Below are 16,017 nucleotides of genomic sequence, written 5' to 3' on the forward strand. Positions count from 1 at the left end.
GTGGACAGTGATGAAACAGCGAATAATCAGGCTTTGGCTGCAATGTATTCCGGGTAGTCGGTGTAACCCTTGGCAATGCGATCGCTGACACCGTAGTAAGTCGCGCGATCACCCTCTGCCAGTGGCCAGCCGTTCTGCATGCGCTCTACCAGGTCAGGGTTGGCGATGTAGGCCGTACCGAAGGCGATCAAGTCGAGTTCACCTTTGGCCAGTTCCGACTCAGCGAGGGCTTGGGTGAACCCACCGGCAGCCATCAAGGTGCCTTTGTAGGCTTCACGGAACGCAGCGCTGAAACCAGGCGGCGTTTGCGCGGCGACGATGGTCGGTTGGTAGTTCAGGTGGACGTAGGCCAGTTCGCGTTCATTAAGCGCTGCCGCCATGCTCATCCAGGTTTCTGCTTCACCTTCGTACACACCAAAGTCATACAGGCGGCCAAACGGCGAGAACCGTACGCCAATCTTCGAGCCGCCGATTTCGGCAGCAATCGCGTCAATGGTTTCCAGCAGAAAGCGCTGGCGATTGGCGATAGAGCCACCGTACTGGTCGGTACGGGTGTTCAAGGCGCTGCTGAGGAACTGATCGAACAGGAACCCGTTGGCAGCCATGATTTCGATACCGTCAAAACCGGCCTCCATCGCCATACGCGCAGACTTCACAAAGTCAGCGATGACACGTTTCACTTCATCCGTTTCCAGCGCACGAGGCACGCTGGGTTGCACAGGACCGGATTCGCCAGGCTCGATCCAGGCATATACCGTGGTATCGACCGCCGGCTGAGTACCCGAAGAAACCGGAATCATGCCATGCACCGAAATATGGGACATACGGCCAACGTGCCATAACTGCGCGAAGATCTTCCCGCCCTTGAAATGCACCGCGTCGGTGACCTGACGCCAGCCTGGCAAGTGTTCGTCGGTATAAATACCTGGGGTGTACAGGTAGCCACGGGCTTCGTCGGAAATCGGCAGGCCTTCGGTGATCAGCAGACCAGCAGAAGCACGCTGTGCGTAATACAGCGTGGTGAACTCGTTAGGGATGTTGTCTAGGGTCCGGGTGCGAGTCATGGGGGCCATAACGACCCGGTTTTTTAGCGCAGTACCGGACAGATCGTAAGGGGTGAGCAGCTTATTCATGATTAGTCTCGAAGTCGTTAACAGGTTGAAAGTCAGCGTTTGATTTACGACTTATCAAATGCGTCCAGCACATGTGTGCTGTACACCAACGCGGCACCGGCGTTCATGTTGATTGCCACGCCCAGTGCTTCGGCGACTTCTTCACTGGTGACGCCAAGTTTCTTGGCTTCGGCGGCGTGGAAGGCGATGCAACCGTCGCAGCGGGTGGTCACGGCCACGGCGAGGGAGATCAGTTCTCGGGTCTTCGCGTCCAGGTGATTGGTCTTGCCGCCGGCAGCGCCGAGCGCCGCCATGCCTTTCATTGTTTCTGGAGACAGGCCGTTGAGCTCTACCAAGCGAGTGTTGATGTCTTTGCGGGTTTGCTTCCAATCTTGCATGGGGTTCTCACAGGGATGGTGTTAATTACAGTTATCTAAAAACTTGCTAATAAGCTACCATCCAGTTGGTAGGCGTACAATTTGTTCGTGCTGATTTTCACTATCAACGCAATCGAAGGTATTGATAATTTGGTCGCGAACAATAGAAAATCGCTTCATAGGGATGACAATTACTGGACTGTTGATTGTCAGCACCGCTTGCTGTCAGGCATCGTCGAGACGCTCACATACTGATCGCCGCGGAGCGCCGTCATGGCTCGATTCACACTGGACAACCGGTTTTGCGCGGTGGCGATGCCGATAGCGCACTTATTCAACTAGCTGACGCAGATGTCCGGCGTAGTCCAGCAAGGCCTGCCGATCAATTTGTCGCGCATCGTTAAACCCTGGTCCATTCTCCGAGCGACACCACCGAACAAACGCCTACCAGCTATCACAGTGCGCCTGCACCGTGCCGTAATGCCCGCCGCCAAATAGATCGCACAATGCCTGCGGCCCGGCATAGCTCAGTTGCCGGCCATAGCCAAAATTGCGTCTATCTCGCCTGCCCGCTGGTGCCATGATCGAACTCCTCTCGAAGCCAAACCTTTGAAACTTTCCCCACGTCATCCCGCCAAGGATGTTGAGTGTTATCAGGGATCAAGGCCCCTGCGACCTGTGAGGGGTGTCCACTAACGCGGGACTGGCGGCTCTTTACGACCGGGAGCTTGGGCATCTCATGATCTGGCCTCCTGAACACTTCCGAAGAAGTGGGCGGGTGGAGGCTGCGCTGGCTGACGAGACCAATGCCGCGAGATCCTGAGTCGGGTGAAGGCAGCGAGGCAATGACCGGGGCATGCCTGACTGTCAGTCAGGTGCAGTCCATTCCGTGGGCTGCGGCACCATCATCTGCATCGCTGTTGCTGGTGACTTCGGTGTTTGTCACGCCGATTGTCACGAGGGGGAATGCCGCAAAGCCTTGTACGAGGTGGGCTGCAGCAGTGGTAGGAGCGCCCGTCTCTTTCCGGGAGAAAGAGACGGGCGCAGGTTGGCGCAATAAAATGGCCAAGCGGATAGGTTGCTGCAGGGCAGTTGGGTAGGGGGATGTATTTGCCGCAATGGCAATGATCTGAAGTGGGCATCCATCACTCGGTGAGTGACCGTGCGAGCCGCCGGACGCTAATCGCACTTTGGGAGAACCGCCACGGCGTGGCGTAGCCTTAAAGGTTCTGGCTACCTGGGTTGCTGTCAACGACAGCGCTTTGCCCGACCTTTTCTACGCCTGTGGAGAATTCGGGTCAAGGCTCGAATTTTCGGGAGTTCTGCGGCTGTGGATGAAATTATCCACTAATGGAAATCAGTGGTTTTCCACAGACAATTGCGTGGGCTTTAGATTTTTTAAGTGAGGTCCATCCAAACAGGGCGGCTTTGCAGCCCTGTTTGGATGGACCCGCGTGGACAAGCGGATCACTGAGATATGAGGACCGAGCGCTTACTCAGTTGCGCCACGTTTTGCTTTTAGGCGAGTGACATTCGCACCCGTCTGATTGGCGAATTCGCGTGGGCTGACATGCTTCTGCTGATTAGTCTCAAGGTAGCGACTCCACCAGTTCATGATCAGCCTGCGCTCCTCGATGAACTCGGCCTTGTGGATGTAAGCGGCGCGGACGTTGTTGCGTTCCTTGTGGCTCATCTGCCGCTCGATGGCTGTGTCCGTCCACAAACCTGACTCGATCAGTGCGCTGCAGGCCATCGAACGAAACCCATGCCCACAGATCTCGGATTTGGTGTCGTACCCCATCTTCCGAAGCGCGCTGTTCACCGTGTTTTCGGACATTGGTTTCCAAGACTTGGTATCGCCTGCGAACACCAAGTCAAATTTGCCTGTGATTGCGTGGATCTGCTCGAGCAGGGCGATCGCTTGCGGCGATAAGGGTACAAGATGGATGTCCCCGGCCATCTTCGTACCTCTTGTGGAAAAGGGTACGCCTTCCAACGCTGGTCGCGTGTCGGGTATTTCCCAGACGCCACGTTTGAGGTCGAACTCGCTCCAGCGGGCGAAGCGCAGCTCGCTGGAGCGGACAAACACGTGCAGCGACAGCAAGACCGTCAGCCGGGTAAGTGCGCGGCCTTTATAGGTGTCGATCCGTTCCTGCAACTCAGGTAAGCGCGATAAGGATAAGGCGGGGCGGTGGACGACCCGCGAGGCTTTGATCGAGCCTACGAGGTCGTAAGCAGGGTTTACGGTGATAAGCCGGAGGCGCTTTGCCTCGCGCATGATGCTCTGCAGGTAGTTTTGTACCCTTAAAGCAATGTCTATCGTTCCGCGCTTCTTAATCGCGTCCAGGGGCCGCATAAGGTCGTGGGTATCAAGGTCGACAATGGCGCGGGTGCCGATCAGCGGGAAGAGGTGAGTTTTGAGGCGACTCATCACTGTCTTGGAATAGTCCGGTGCCCACTTGGCTGACATTTCCGTGTGCCAGCCGAGGGCAACGCTTTCAAAGGTGCGGCCTTTGATCAGAGCGTCCGTCTTGGCTTGGTTCTTGGCTCCTATAGGGTCAATGCCATCCGCCAGCATTCGCTTGACCTCCAAGCGCTTGCGGCGCGCATTCGCGAGGCCAACGATGGGGTAGTTGCCGAATGAGGTCAGTCCTTCCCGGCCATCAGGTTTGACGTATCTGAGACGCCAGCCTTTGCGGCCATTGGGTTGGACTAGAAGGTAAAGGCCGTCGCCGTCGAAAAGCTTGTAGGCGCGGTCTGTGGGCTTGGCCGAACGGCAAGCGGCGTCGGAGAGTGGAGCAGTGGTGCGCGACATAAGGGTACTCCCTTTTATCGAACTGATCTTTATCCCAAACTCTACCCTTAAAATGGCTGGTACTTACCGGAATCCGACAGAACGCCAAAACGAAAAAACCCGCCATAAGGCGGGTTTTTCGGGGGTTTCAGAGATTTTGAAAGCCTTCTCTGGAACCTTGTCTGGCTCCACGACCTGGACTCGAACCAGGGACCCAGTGATTAACAGTCACTTGCTCTACCAACTGAGCTATCGCGGAATGCAGTGTATGTTACTGATTGAAAAGGAGAAGTCAAGCATCGAATAGGTTCGGCAGGATTTCATCCGACGAGTGCCCGCAGCCATCAGGCCAATGCATTGATTATAGATGACTGCCGGTTACCAGAACCTCGGTACAGGTCTACCATGGTCCCCCGGAAGTGGTTTCACGCGCTGCCGGCCCTCAGCCGCAAAGGTAGTGTCATGACCACGCTCGTGTATTCAACCGTACAACCCCTCGCCACCCCACGACTGTCCCGGGTGGCCCGATGAGTATTGAACAGATCAGCCTGCCCAAAGGCGTAGGCCCGCAGGCTTCCAAACTGTGGGATGCGATCACCCAGGCCGGCTCGGCCGATGAGCTGAATCGGGCGGGCGGCAAGGCCGAAGGTTTTGTGCTGGGGCTGGAAAGCGCCAAAGCGATCAAAAGCCAGGTGGCCGAGTCGCTGTATGTGGCATTCGACAACGCCGCCAGCCAGCGCTCCAGCGAACTGGCTGGCTAGGCTTCAGCCGAACGTCACGGTGCCGAGCATGAACTTCGCGGCCAGCGAAGTGACCGCCAGTTGCACCAGCCACAGCGCCATGCCGCCGAGGAACACCCCCAGGGCAATTTGCCAGACCAGCCCACTGCCACTGCGTTTGTTTTGAGCTCGGGGGGTGTAGCTGTCCAGCTCATCGCGGTCAGCGCGCAGATTATCGTTTTTCATGGAGTCTCTCGAAAGGGAAGGGCGCCTGGCGCTCTGAATTCACCGCTGCGTACACATCCCGCAGGCTGCGATTTTGCACCGAGCGCGATTGTCTCACCGACAAAAACAAAAAGGGGAAGCCAGCCGGCTTCCCCTTGGTTTTTCTCGCCTGTGGCTTAGATCACCTGAACGATGGCCCTGGTCACTACTTCGATGTTGTTCTGGTTCAATGCGGCAACGCAGATGCGCCCGGTGTCCAGGGCGTAGATACCGAATTCGGTGCGCAGGCGGGTGACTTGCTCAACGGTCAGGCCGGAGTAGGAGAACATCCCACGCTGGCGACCGACGAAACCGAAGTCGCGTTTGGCGCCGTGCAGCGCCAGCAGATCGACCATCTGCATGCGCATGCCACGGATGCGCAGGCGCATTTCAGCCAGTTCCGATTCCCACTGGGCGCGCAGTTCCGGGTTGTTCAGAACGGCGGCGACGATGCTTGCACCGTGGGTCGGCGGGTTGGAGTAGTTGGTGCGGATCACACGTTTGACTTGCGACAGCACGCGCGCGCTTTCTTCTTTCGATTCGCTGACGATCGACAGGGCGCCAACGCGCTCGCCGTACAACGAGAAGGATTTGGAGAACGAGCTGGAGACAAAGAAGTTCAGACCCGATTCGGCGAACAGGCGCACTGCTGCAGCGTCTTCGTCGATGCTATCGCCAAAGCCCTGATAAGCCATGTCGAGGAACGGCACGAGGTCTTTCGCCTTGACCACTTCCAGGACGTTTTGCCAGTCAGTCGGACTCATGTCTACGCCGGTCGGGTTGTGGCAGCAGGCATGCAGCACCACGATCGAGCCCGCAGGCAGGGCATTCAAGTCTTCAAGCAGGCCGGCACGGTTCACATCGTTGGTGGCTGCGTCGTAATAACGATAGTTCTGCACCGGGAAGCCGGCGGTTTCGAACAGCGCGCGGTGGTTTTCCCAGCTTGGGTCGCTGATGGCTACGACGGCGTCCGGCAGCAGTTGCTTGAGGAAGTCGGCGCCGATTTTCAGCGCGCCGGTACCGCCGACGGCCTGGGTGGTAATAACCCGGCCAGAGGCGATCAGCGCTGAGTCAGCGCCGAACAGCAGCCTTTGCACGGCCTGGTCGTAGGCGGCGATGCCGTCGATCGGCAAGTAGCCGCGGGAAGCGTGTTGAGCCACGCGAATCGTCTCGGCTTCGGCAACGGCACGCAGGAGTGGAATTTTTCCCTCCTCGTTGCAGTAGACACCGACCCCCAGATTGACCTTGTTGTTACGGGTATCGGCGTTGAATGCTTCGTTGAGGCCCAGGATTGGATCGCGTGGTGCCATTTCGACAGCGGAGAACAGGCTCATTTTGCGGCGGCTCTGAATGGAGTGTGGAGGGACGTGTAGCGCTCCAGCCGAATGCACTAGAGCGGTGCACAAACGGGGAGCTAGTATAGAGAGCATCACAGGTCGCGGCGACAGCCAATTGGGCTTTTCAGGCAGCTTTTTCGGTTTATTTTTCGACTCTTAATCATATTGTAGCGTCCAATGGATGTGGGGCATGCGGGACGTTCGGCTTGAAACCCGTGGCAATTGCCTCCACATCCAGCACAATCAAGTTTTTTCCGACGACATTGGTCGTTTTCGCTCGTTCTCGTTCCTGTTCGGTGTGGCCTTGCAGGAGTGAACCAGAGGTACGTTATGTCCGACTTCCAGCTAGTCACCCGCTTCGAGCCCGCTGGCGATCAGCCGGAAGCCATCCGCCTGATGGTCGAGGGCATCGAGGCCGGGCTGGCGCACCAGACATTGCTCGGTGTGACCGGTTCGGGCAAAACCTTCAGCATCGCCAACGTGATCGCCCAGATCAACCGCCCGACCCTGGTGCTGGCGCCGAACAAGACCCTGGCGGCGCAGTTGTATGGGGAGTTCAAGGCGTTCTTCCCGAATAACGCGGTGGAGTACTTCGTTTCCTATTACGACTACTACCAGCCTGAAGCCTACGTGCCGTCTTCCGACACCTTTATCGAGAAAGACGCCTCGATCAACGACCATATCGAGCAGATGCGCCTGTCCGCGACCAAGGCGCTGCTGGAGCGCAAGGACGCGATCATCGTCACCACGGTCTCGTGCATCTATGGCCTGGGCAGTCCGGAAACCTATTTGAAGATGGTGTTGCACGTGGATCGCGGCGACAAGCTCGACCAGCGTGCCTTGCTGCGCCGGCTCGCCGACCTGCAATACACCCGTAACGACATGGAGTTCGCCCGTGCGACCTTTCGGGTGCGCGGCGACGTGATTGATATCCACCCGGCGGAATCCGATTTTGAAGCGATTCGCATCGAACTTTTCGATGATGAAGTCGAGAAGATTTCCGCCTTCGATCCCTTGACCGGTGAAGTGACCCGCCAGTTGCCGCGCTTCACCTTCTATCCGAAAAGCCACTACGTGACGCCACGGGACACCCTGTTGGGCGCCATCGAAGGGATCAAGGTCGAGCTTCAGGAGCGCCTGGAATACCTGCGCTCCAACAATAAGCTGGTGGAAGCGCAACGCCTCGAGCAGCGCACCCGTTTTGATCTGGAGATGATTCTCGAGCTGGGTTACTGCAATGGCATCGAAAACTACTCGCGCTACCTGTCGGGTCGTGAGTCCGGTGAGGCGCCGCCCACCTTGTTCGACTACCTGCCAGCCGATGCCTTGCTGGTGATCGACGAGTCCCACGTCAGCGTGCCGCAGGTCGGCGCCATGTACAAAGGCGACCGTTCGCGCAAGGAAACCCTGGTGGAATACGGTTTCCGCCTGCCGTCGGCGCTGGACAACCGGCCGATGCGTTTCGACGAGTTTGAGAACATCAGCCCGCAGACCATTTTCGTCTCCGCTACACCGGGCAACTATGAGGCCGAGCACGCCGGTCGAGTGGTCGAGCAGCTGGTACGGCCGACCGGTCTGGTGGATCCGCAGATCGAGATCCGCCCGGCGCTGACTCAGGTCGATGATTTGCTCTCGGAAATCGGCAAGCGGGTGGCGCTGGGCGAGCGGGTGCTGGTGACTACACTGACCAAGCGCATGTCCGAAGACTTGACCGATTACCTGGCTGACCACGGAGTGCGCGTGCGCTACCTGCACTCGGACATCGACACGGTGGAGCGGGTCGAAATCATCCGCGACCTGCGCCTGGGCACTTTCGATGTGCTGGTGGGGATCAACCTGCTGCGCGAAGGCCTGGACATGCCGGAGGTGTCGCTGGTGGCGATTCTCGACGCGGACAAGGAAGGCTTCCTGCGCTCCGAGCGTTCACTGATCCAGACCATTGGCCGGGCGGCGCGTAACCTCAATGGTCGGGCGATTCTCTATGCGGACCGCATCACCGGTTCCATGGAGCGGGCGATGGGCGAGACAGAACGCCGTCGCGACAAGCAGATCGCCTTCAACCTGGCCAACGGCATTACCCCCAAGGGGGTGTTCAAGGACGTCGCGGACATCATGGAAGGCGCCACCGTGCCGGGTTCGCGCAGCAAAAAGCGCAAAGGCATGGCCAAGGCCGCCGAGGAAAACGCCCGCTACGAAAACGAACTGCGTTCGCCAGGCGAGATCTCCAAGCGCATCAAGCAACTGGAAGAGAAAATGTACCAGCTGGCGCGCGACCTGGAATTCGAGGCCGCCGCACAGATGCGCGACGAAATCGGCAAGCTGCGGGAGCGGTTGATGGTGGTTTGATGATAAACGCGGTCCCCTGTGGCGAGGGGGCTCGCCCCCCGCTCGGCTGCGCAGCAGTCGTAAAACCTGCACATGCGGTGTGCCTGGTAGATCTGGCTTGCAGGTTTTAGGGGCGCTGCGCGACCCAGCGGGGGCAAGCCCCCTCACCACAGGTTTGTGCATGACTCAGGATCGATGAACCTCCCCCAGTGCTGGCAATCCCTTGGCTTAAATACCCTGCTCACTGGAGCCGGGCGGGTGTCGCCTGTTACCATTCGCCCCCTGTTTCATCTTCGCTTTTCATATTCCTTCCGAGACATGCCATGACCACCGTCCGCACTCGCATCGCGCCATCGCCTACCGGCGATCCCCATGTCGGCACCGCTTACATCGCTTTGTTCAACTACTGCTTTGCCAAGCAGCATGGCGGTGAGTTCATCCTGCGGATCGAAGACACCGATCAATTGCGTTCGACCCGCGAGTCCGAGCAGCAGATTTTCGATGCCTTGCGCTGGCTGGGTATCGACTGGAGCGAAGGCCCTGACGTCGGCGGCCCCCACGGCCCGTACCGGCAGAGCGAGCGCGGCGACATCTATCAGAAGTACTGCCAGCAGCTGGTCGAGCTGGGCCATGCCTTTCCGTGCTTCTGCTCCGCGGAAGAACTGGACCAGATGCGCGCCGAACAAATGGCCCGCGGCGAAACCCCACGCTACGACGGTCGCGCGCTGTTGCTCTCCAAGGAAGAAGTGGCGCGGCGTCTGGCCGCTGGCGAACCCCACGTGATCCGCATGAAAGTGCCGACCGAAGGCGTCTGCGTGGTGCCGGACATGCTGCGTGGCGACGTCGAGATCCCGTGGGATCGCATGGACATGCAAGTGCTGATGAAGACCGACGGCTTGCCGACCTACTTCCTCGCCAACGTGGTCGACGATCACCTGATGGGCATCACCCACGTGCTGCGCGGCGAAGAATGGCTGCCGTCGGCGCCGAAACTGATCCTGCTCTACGAGTACTTCGGCTGGGAACAACCGCAGCTGTGCTACATGCCGCTGCTGCGTAACCCGGACAAGAGCAAGCTGTCCAAGCGCAAGAACCCGACCTCGGTGACCTTCTACGAGCGCATGGGCTTTATGCCGGAAGCCATGCTCAACTACCTGGGCCGCATGGGCTGGTCGATGCCGGACGAGCGCGAGAAGTTTTCGCTGCAGGAAATGGTCGATAACTTCGATCTGTCGCGGGTTTCCCTGGGCGGACCGATTTTCGATGTCGAAAAATTGTCCTGGCTCAACGGCCAGTGGCTGCGCGACCTGCCGCTGGAAGAGTTTGCCAGCCGTGTGCAGGAGTGGGCGCTGAACCCTGAATACCTGATGAAAATCGCCCCGCATGTCCAGGGCCGGGTTGAAACCTTCAGTCAGATCGCCCCGCTGGCCGGCTTCTTCTTTGCCGGTGGCGTGAACCCGGACGTCAAGCTGTTCGAGTCCAAGAAGCTCTCGGGCGACCAGGTGCGTCAATTGATGCAGCTGATCCTGTGGAAGCTGGAAAGCCTGCGCCAGTGGGAGAAGGACAGCATCACCGCGACCATTCAGGCGGTGGTCGAGTCCCTGGAACTGAAGCTGCGTGACGCCATGCCGCTGATGTTCGCCGCAATCACCGGTCAGGCGAGCTCGGTGTCGGTGCTCGATGCCATGGAAATCCTCGGCCCGGACCTGACCCGTTTCCGTCTGCGCCAGGCCCTTGATCTGCTGGGTGGCGTGTCGAAGAAGGAAAACAAGGAGTGGGAAAAACTCCTGGGCGCTATCGCCTGATTCAGCGCTTTCCCCCGTAGGAGCTGCCGAAGGCTGCGATCTTTTGATCCTGATCTTCGGCAACCCCCAAGGGGCAAACCCCCCATTTTCCGGGGAGAGGGCGGTAAGTGATTGTAATGCCGACAAAAAATATTGAAATTTGTTTAAAATAAGTTTGACAGCCTTGCGATACACCCTTAAGATTCGCCCCGTCCTCACCGACGAGGGGCTATAGCTCAGCTGGGAGAGCGCTTGCATGGCATGCAAGAGGTCAACGGTTCGATCCCGTTTAGCTCCACCAAATTGTACAATTCAAGGTCTGGCCACACCGGCCTTGAATCGATCAGTCTCAGCCTGATCACGTTGTATAGAAGGGTTTTGCGTCCCCTTCGTCTAGTGGCCTAGGACACCGCCCTTTCACGGCGGTAACAGGGGTTCGAGTCCCCTAGGGGACGCCAGTTTTACAGAAGCAGTGTTGTGAGATGCTGTTCCGCCGCGAGGCGATAAATCCGGGGCTATAGCTCAGCTGGGAGAGCGCCTGCATGGCATGCAGGAGGTCAGCGGTTCGATCCCGCTTAGCTCCACCAATTTTACAGTTCAAGGTCTGGCCACACCGGCCTTGAATCGATCAGTCTCAGCCTGATCAGTGTATAGAAGGTTTTGCGTCCCCTTCGTCTAGTGGCCTAGGACACCGCCCTTTCACGGCGGTAACAGGGGTTCGAGTCCCCTAGGGGACGCCACGATTACCCGCTCTGCGGGATTTATAGGGGTCATTCAATTATTGAATGGCCCTTTTGTTTGTCTGGCATTCGCCAATTCTCTCCTTTCCCAACTCTCTGTTCAAAAAAAGGTTCTTCTGACCAGCGGTCATAGCAATGACTTGCGAAAATTTATTATGAGAATAATATTTCAATCGTAATATTCGGAGGCAACGATGAACGACAAAAAAGCTCAAACCCGCGAACGCATCCTCAAGGCCGCCAGCGCAGCGCTGATTCAGCGCGGCCCGGCCGATCCGAGCGTGGGAGAGGTGATGGGCGCCGCCGGGCTGACGGTGGGTGGTTTCTATGCGCACTTCGAAAGCAAGGATGCGCTGATGCTGGAAGCGTTCAAGCAACTGCTCGCCCAGCGCCGTGGCTTGATTGAGGAAATGGACGCCGAGTTGACGGGTGAAGAGCGTCGCGCTTTGGTCGCGGCCTTCTACCTGTCACGCAAGCACCGCGATTCAACTGATCATGCCTGCCCGATCCCGGCCTCGATCGGGGAATTGGGTCGTCTGCCGGACGATTTTCGGCAGGCCTTGAATGAACACTTGGAGTTGATGGTCGCGCAACTGGCGACCAGCCCGGAAGAGGCCGACAAAGTCCTCGCCGATATCGCCCTGATGGTCGGCGGACTGGCACTGGCGCGGGCCTTGGGCGCCGGAGAGTTATCCGATCGATTGCTGCGCGCCGCCAAGTCGGCGGTGCTATGACCTGAAGCGTGATCCTGAGGAAATGAGCGATGAGCACTTTAAGCTGGGTTCGTGGCATTAATGGCACCTTGGGTTGGTTTGCACCGCGACTGGTTGCGAGCCGGATGCGCCTGGCGTTCATGACGCCGCGCGAGCTGCCGCCGCGGGATTGGGAGTTGCCGCTGCTGGCGACCTCCGAGCGGATCACCCTGCGTTTCGGCCTTTCGGCCTTGCGTTGGGGGCAGGGCCCGGCGGTGCTGTTGATGCACGGCTGGGAAGGTCGGCCAACGCAATTCGCCAGTCTGATCACTGCGCTGGTGGACGCCGGCTATATGGTGGTCGCGCTAGACGGTCCGGCCCATGGCCGTTCTCCCGGGCATGAAGCGAACGTGGTGTTGTTCGCCCGGGCCATGCTCGAGGCCGCCGCGGAATTGCCGCCCTTGCAAGCGGTCATCGGTCATTCCATGGGCGGCGCCAGTGCCATGCTGGCAGTCCAGCTGGGTCTGCGCACCGAAACCCTGGTGAGCATCGCCGCTCCAGCGCGGATACTGGGGGTACTGCGCGGTTTTGCCCGCTATGTACGGCTTCCGCCAAAAGCCCGTTCGGCGTTTATTCGCCAGATCGAGCAGGATGTCGGCATGCGCGCCGCTTGCCTCGACGTGGCGCACTACCAGCTGGATATGCCCGGGCTGATCGTGCATGCCGAGGATGATAACTTCGTCCCGGTCAAGGAAGCGCAGCTGATCCACGAAGCCTGGTTCGACAGCCGCCTGTTGCGTCTGTCGGAGGGTGGCCATCAGCGAGTCCTGTCCGATTCGCGGCTGATCGAGGGCGTGCTGGCCTTGCTTTCCGGTCGCAGCGTGCAAGCGCGCCAATCCGCCTGAGCATCCGTTACACTGCCCCGGTCGAATTTAGCTGAGCGGGGAGAGGGGTATGGGCTGGGATCTGGCAACGCCATTTATCATTGATCTGCAGGTGGGTGCCGAAGACATCGACGGGCTTGGACATGCCAATAACGCGGTGTATGTCACCTGGCTCGAGCGCTGCGCCTGGCGCCATTCGCAGCGCCTGGGCCTGGACCTGAGCGAATATCGGCGGCTGGACCGGGCGATGGCCGTGGTCCGCCACGAGATCGATTACCTGGCTGGCGCCTATGAAGGCGATGAATTGCAGTTGGCGACCTGGATCGTCGATTGGGATCGGCGTTTGAAAATGAGCCGACGTTTCCAGCTGGTCCGCCCCAGTGACAACACCACCTTGCTCCGGGCCCAGACCACTTTTGTCTGTATCGAACTGTCCAGTGGCAAGCCCAAGCGCATGCCGGAGGAGTTTATCGAGGGCTATGGGCCGGCGTTGCAGGGCGCGGTCTAATTAGCCAGTTGTACACGATCGGCGTAGGAGCTGCCGCAGGCTGCGATCTTTTGGTCTTCCGCGGCTCCAGCAATGGCAAAAAATCGCAGCCTGCGCCAGCTCCTACGCGGGCGTGGGTTTACCTGGCGAAACCCAGTAAACTGCCGCACGTTTTTCGTTGAGTGTTACCCATGCAAATTGCTTTGGCGCCCATGGAGGGCCTGGTCGACAACATCCTGCGGGATGTCTTGACCCAGGTCGGCGGTATCGATTGGTGCGTGACCGAATTCATCCGGGTCAATGACCGTCTGCTGACCCCGGCTTATTTTCACAAGCTGGCTCCTGAATTGCTCCACGGCGCGAAAACCGCTGCCGGGGTGCCGTTGCGCGTGCAATTGCTCGGTTCCGACCCGGCGTGCCTGGCGGATAACGCCGCACTGGCCTGTGAGCTGGGTTCCGAGGTGATCGACCTGAACTTCGGCTGCCCGGCCAAGACCGTCAACAAGTCGCGCGGTGGCGCGGTGCTGCTCAAAGAGCCGGAACTGCTCAACGCGATAGTCGCCGAAGTGCGTCGCGCGGTGCCGGCGCATATCCCGGTGACGGCCAAGATGCGCCTGGGTTTCGACAGCCCGGACGGCGCGCTGGTGTGCGCCACGGCCCTGGCCGAAGGCGGCGCTGCGCACATCGTGGTGCATGCCCGGACCAAGACCGATGGCTACAAGCCGCCAGCCCATTGGGAGTGGATTCCACGGGTCCAGGAAGTGGTCAAGGTGCCAGTGTTTGCCAATGGCGATATCTGGAGCGTCGAAGACTGGCGCCGTTGCCGCGAAATCAGCGGCGTCGAAGACATCATGCTCGGTCGCGGCCTGGTCTCGCGTCCGGATCTGGCCCGGCAAATCGCAGCGGCGCGGGCTGGCGAAGAGGTGGTCGAAATGTCCTGGGCCGATCTGCAACCGCTGCTCCAGGACTTCTGGGCGCAAGCCGTCGCACAACTGACGCCACGCGCCGCGCCGGGTCGCTTGAAGCAGTGGTTGGCGATGTTGACCCGCAATTACCCTGAGGCCGTGGAGCTTTTCACCGCGATGCGCCGGGAAACCGATCTGGATCAGGTCGGGCGTTTATTGGGCGTTCAGCGCACCGAAGCGGCCTGAAAATTTTTCAGAAAAACCTCTTGAAATGGGCAAGTCGGTCCTTATCTTTTTTATACGCGATGCCGAATTCGGGTCGCGGAGATAACCACTTGCTGAATTTCAGGAGATTGACATGAGCACTGCATTTTCCATGGCTCCACTGTTCCGTTCTTCGGTGGGCTTCGATCGTTTCAACGATCTGTTCGAGTCGGCGCTGCGTAATGAACCAGGCAGCACCTATCCACCCTACAACGTGGAGAAGCACGGTGACGACCAATACCGCATCGTGATTGCGGCAGCCGGTTTCCAGGAAGAAGACCTGGAGCTGCAAGTCGAAAAAGGCGTATTGACCATCAGTGGCGGCAAACGTGACGCTGACGAAGACGTCACTTATCTGTATCAAGGCATCGCTCAGCGTGCCTTCAAACTGTCCTTCCGTCTGGCGGACCACATCCAGATCAAAACCGCCGACCTGAGCAACGGTTTGTTGAGCATCGACCTGTTGCGTGTCATACCGGAAGAGGCAAAAGCCAAACGCATCCCGATCAACGGGACAGACAAACCGGCTCTGCAGCACTGATTGCTGCGACGTTAACCACTGCATTGAAAAGGGCGCCATCGGCGCCCTTTTTTTCTGGTGCGCCAGGCATGGCGCTTTGCCTTGAGCACGAAGGCCATGGGCTGAAGGATGTCGGACAGGTCGGCCATGAGATTGCTACCGAAACCTATGGTGCGTCCGTCATCAAGGAGCAGGGTCATGGCTTCACCCATGGTGTGGCAAGTTGCAGCTTGATGAGGTAGCGCTCTTCTGTGGGACGCTTGTCGTCCCTGAAACGATTAACCACCAGCATCACTTGATACTGGTTACCCGCTTGCCAGTAAGTTTTGCCGCCTTTGTTCACGTCGCGCAATCGGGCACGCCATTGAGGGGTGTCGGCGAACGATGGAAAGTCCGTCCGGGTTGGCGTCCAGCCGCCTATGCGCCATTGCTCCTGCAGATCCAGCACGACCTTGAGTGTATCGTCGAGCAATAGCGGCTCGATTTGCGGGGACATACGGACATTTCCGACCCGCTCATCATCGAAACTAATTGTGAAGAAGCGAGCCAGTGGGGTCACGAACCCGTATTGGGGGTCTATGAAACGAAGGCGGGCATCCGACTTCGGCAATCGCCCCCAGTAATGCCCGGGAATAGCGGGATCAATGGTTGCACTGGAGCGCTGCCGCATGGCGTCCCAAGGCTCGCCAATCACCAGAGCGATTTCCGGCTCGCCCGATTGCACTTGAATCGTCGCCACCGTAAGGAGGGCGGCGACCGCCAGTGCAAATACCGCACGTCGCCAGCCCACACGTTGCAGCAGGCTCATCGCAC

The 16,017-nt window shown here is 58.9% G+C and carries 16 protein-coding genes, 5 tRNA genes and 1 pseudogene; 13 read left to right on the forward strand and 9 right to left on the reverse strand.

What is annotated here, in order from left to right:
* Positions 1–26: 26 nt before the first annotated feature.
* The 5 genes and pseudogenes from F8N21_RS19040 to F8N21_RS19065 all read right to left on the reverse strand — a co-directional run bounded on the left by F8N21_RS19040 (position 27) and on the right by F8N21_RS19065 (position 4,542).
* Complete coding sequence (locus tag F8N21_RS19040; protein ID WP_150643585.1) at positions 27–1,133, reverse strand: alkene reductase; 1,107 nt, start codon at positions 1,131–1,133, stop codon at positions 27–29.
* Positions 1,134–1,177: 44 nt separating this feature from the next.
* Complete coding sequence (locus F8N21_RS19045) at positions 1,178–1,510, reverse strand: carboxymuconolactone decarboxylase family protein (protein ID WP_014860758.1); 333 nt, start codon at positions 1,508–1,510, stop codon at positions 1,178–1,180.
* A gap of 218 nt (positions 1,511–1,728) precedes the next feature.
* Positions 1,729–2,071: pseudogene (locus F8N21_RS31010) on the reverse strand (integrase); the annotation flags it as partial.
* A gap of 910 nt (positions 2,072–2,981) precedes the next feature.
* Positions 2,982–4,304, reverse strand: coding sequence for a tyrosine-type recombinase/integrase (locus tag F8N21_RS19060; RefSeq protein ID WP_150643586.1), 1,323 nt, complete (start codon positions 4,302–4,304; stop codon positions 2,982–2,984).
* 162 nt (positions 4,305–4,466) lie between these two features.
* Positions 4,467–4,542: transfer RNA gene (locus F8N21_RS19065), tRNA-Asn, on the reverse strand.
* 268 nt (positions 4,543–4,810) lie between these two features.
* On the opposite strand from F8N21_RS19065, the gene F8N21_RS19070 reads away from it, so the two are divergent.
* Positions 4,811–5,044: a hypothetical protein gene (locus F8N21_RS19070; RefSeq protein ID WP_150643587.1), complete on the forward strand. Its 234-nt coding sequence runs from the start codon at positions 4,811–4,813 to the stop codon at positions 5,042–5,044.
* A gap of 3 nt (positions 5,045–5,047) precedes the next feature.
* Here F8N21_RS19070 and F8N21_RS19075 read toward each other — a convergent pair whose 3' ends face one another.
* Both F8N21_RS19075 and F8N21_RS19080 read right to left on the reverse strand, forming a co-directional pair.
* Positions 5,048–5,248: a hypothetical protein gene (locus tag F8N21_RS19075; protein WP_150643588.1), complete on the reverse strand. Its 201-nt coding sequence runs from the start codon at positions 5,246–5,248 to the stop codon at positions 5,048–5,050.
* A 155-nt stretch (positions 5,249–5,403) separates the two neighbouring features.
* Positions 5,404–6,600 carry an amino acid aminotransferase gene (locus F8N21_RS19080; RefSeq protein WP_150643589.1) on the reverse strand — a complete coding sequence of 399 codons (1,197 nt, stop codon included), beginning with the start codon at positions 6,598–6,600 and terminating at the stop codon, positions 5,404–5,406.
* Between the two features lie 193 nt (positions 6,601–6,793).
* Here F8N21_RS19080 and F8N21_RS31295 point away from each other — a divergent pair, with 193 nt between their 5' ends.
* The 12 genes from F8N21_RS31295 (at position 6,794) to F8N21_RS19135 (ending at position 15,225) form a co-directional block, all read left to right on the forward strand.
* The gene (locus tag F8N21_RS31295; RefSeq protein ID WP_263597303.1) at positions 6,794–6,919 is read left to right on the forward strand and encodes a hypothetical protein; all 126 of its coding nucleotides are present in this window, start codon (positions 6,794–6,796) and stop codon (positions 6,917–6,919) included.
* A 14-nt stretch (positions 6,920–6,933) separates the two neighbouring features.
* Positions 6,934–8,949 (forward strand): excinuclease ABC subunit UvrB, encoded by a 2,016-nt coding sequence (uvrB, locus tag F8N21_RS19085; RefSeq protein ID WP_150643590.1) that lies wholly within the window; start codon positions 6,934–6,936, stop codon positions 8,947–8,949.
* A 302-nt stretch (positions 8,950–9,251) separates the two neighbouring features.
* Entirely contained in the window at positions 9,252–10,733 is a 1,482-nt protein-coding gene (gene gltX / locus F8N21_RS19090; protein ID WP_150643591.1) for a glutamate--tRNA ligase, read from the forward strand.
* Between the two features lie 204 nt (positions 10,734–10,937).
* Positions 10,938–11,013: transfer RNA gene (locus F8N21_RS19095), tRNA-Ala, on the forward strand.
* A gap of 81 nt (positions 11,014–11,094) precedes the next feature.
* Positions 11,095–11,170 (forward strand) — tRNA-Glu (locus F8N21_RS19100).
* A gap of 53 nt (positions 11,171–11,223) precedes the next feature.
* Positions 11,224–11,299 (forward strand) — tRNA-Ala (locus F8N21_RS19105).
* 77 nt (positions 11,300–11,376) lie between these two features.
* A tRNA-Glu gene (locus F8N21_RS19110) sits at positions 11,377–11,452 on the forward strand.
* Between the two features lie 194 nt (positions 11,453–11,646).
* The gene (locus F8N21_RS19115) at positions 11,647–12,186 is read left to right on the forward strand and encodes a TetR/AcrR family transcriptional regulator (protein ID WP_150643592.1); all 540 of its coding nucleotides are present in this window, start codon (positions 11,647–11,649) and stop codon (positions 12,184–12,186) included.
* Positions 12,187–12,215: 29 nt separating this feature from the next.
* A complete protein-coding gene (locus tag F8N21_RS19120; RefSeq protein WP_150643593.1) occupies positions 12,216–13,049 on the forward strand; it encodes an alpha/beta fold hydrolase in 834 nt (277 codons plus the stop codon).
* Positions 13,050–13,098: 49 nt separating this feature from the next.
* Positions 13,099–13,536, forward strand: coding sequence for an acyl-CoA thioesterase (locus F8N21_RS19125; RefSeq protein WP_150643594.1), 438 nt, complete (start codon positions 13,099–13,101; stop codon positions 13,534–13,536).
* Between the two features lie 170 nt (positions 13,537–13,706).
* Positions 13,707–14,666, forward strand: coding sequence for a tRNA dihydrouridine synthase (locus tag F8N21_RS19130; protein ID WP_150643595.1), 960 nt, complete (start codon positions 13,707–13,709; stop codon positions 14,664–14,666).
* A gap of 112 nt (positions 14,667–14,778) precedes the next feature.
* Entirely contained in the window at positions 14,779–15,225 is a 447-nt protein-coding gene (locus F8N21_RS19135) for an Hsp20 family protein (RefSeq protein ID WP_150643596.1), read from the forward strand.
* A gap of 11 nt (positions 15,226–15,236) precedes the next feature.
* Here F8N21_RS19135 and F8N21_RS30495 read toward each other — a convergent pair whose 3' ends face one another.
* Both F8N21_RS30495 and F8N21_RS19140 read right to left on the reverse strand, forming a co-directional pair.
* Entirely contained in the window at positions 15,237–15,404 is a 168-nt protein-coding gene (locus tag F8N21_RS30495; RefSeq protein WP_191624354.1) for a hypothetical protein, read from the reverse strand.
* The gene (locus F8N21_RS19140) at positions 15,401–16,012 is read right to left on the reverse strand and encodes a hypothetical protein (protein WP_150643598.1); all 612 of its coding nucleotides are present in this window, start codon (positions 16,010–16,012) and stop codon (positions 15,401–15,403) included. Before F8N21_RS19140 ends, F8N21_RS30495 begins: the two co-directional genes overlap by 4 nt.
* Between the last annotated feature and the right edge of the window lie 5 nt (positions 16,013–16,017).

The sequence above is a fragment of the Pseudomonas fluorescens genome (assembly GCF_902497895.1).
Classification (GTDB): Bacteria; Pseudomonadota; Gammaproteobacteria; order Pseudomonadales; family Pseudomonadaceae; genus Aquipseudomonas; species Aquipseudomonas fluorescens_BP.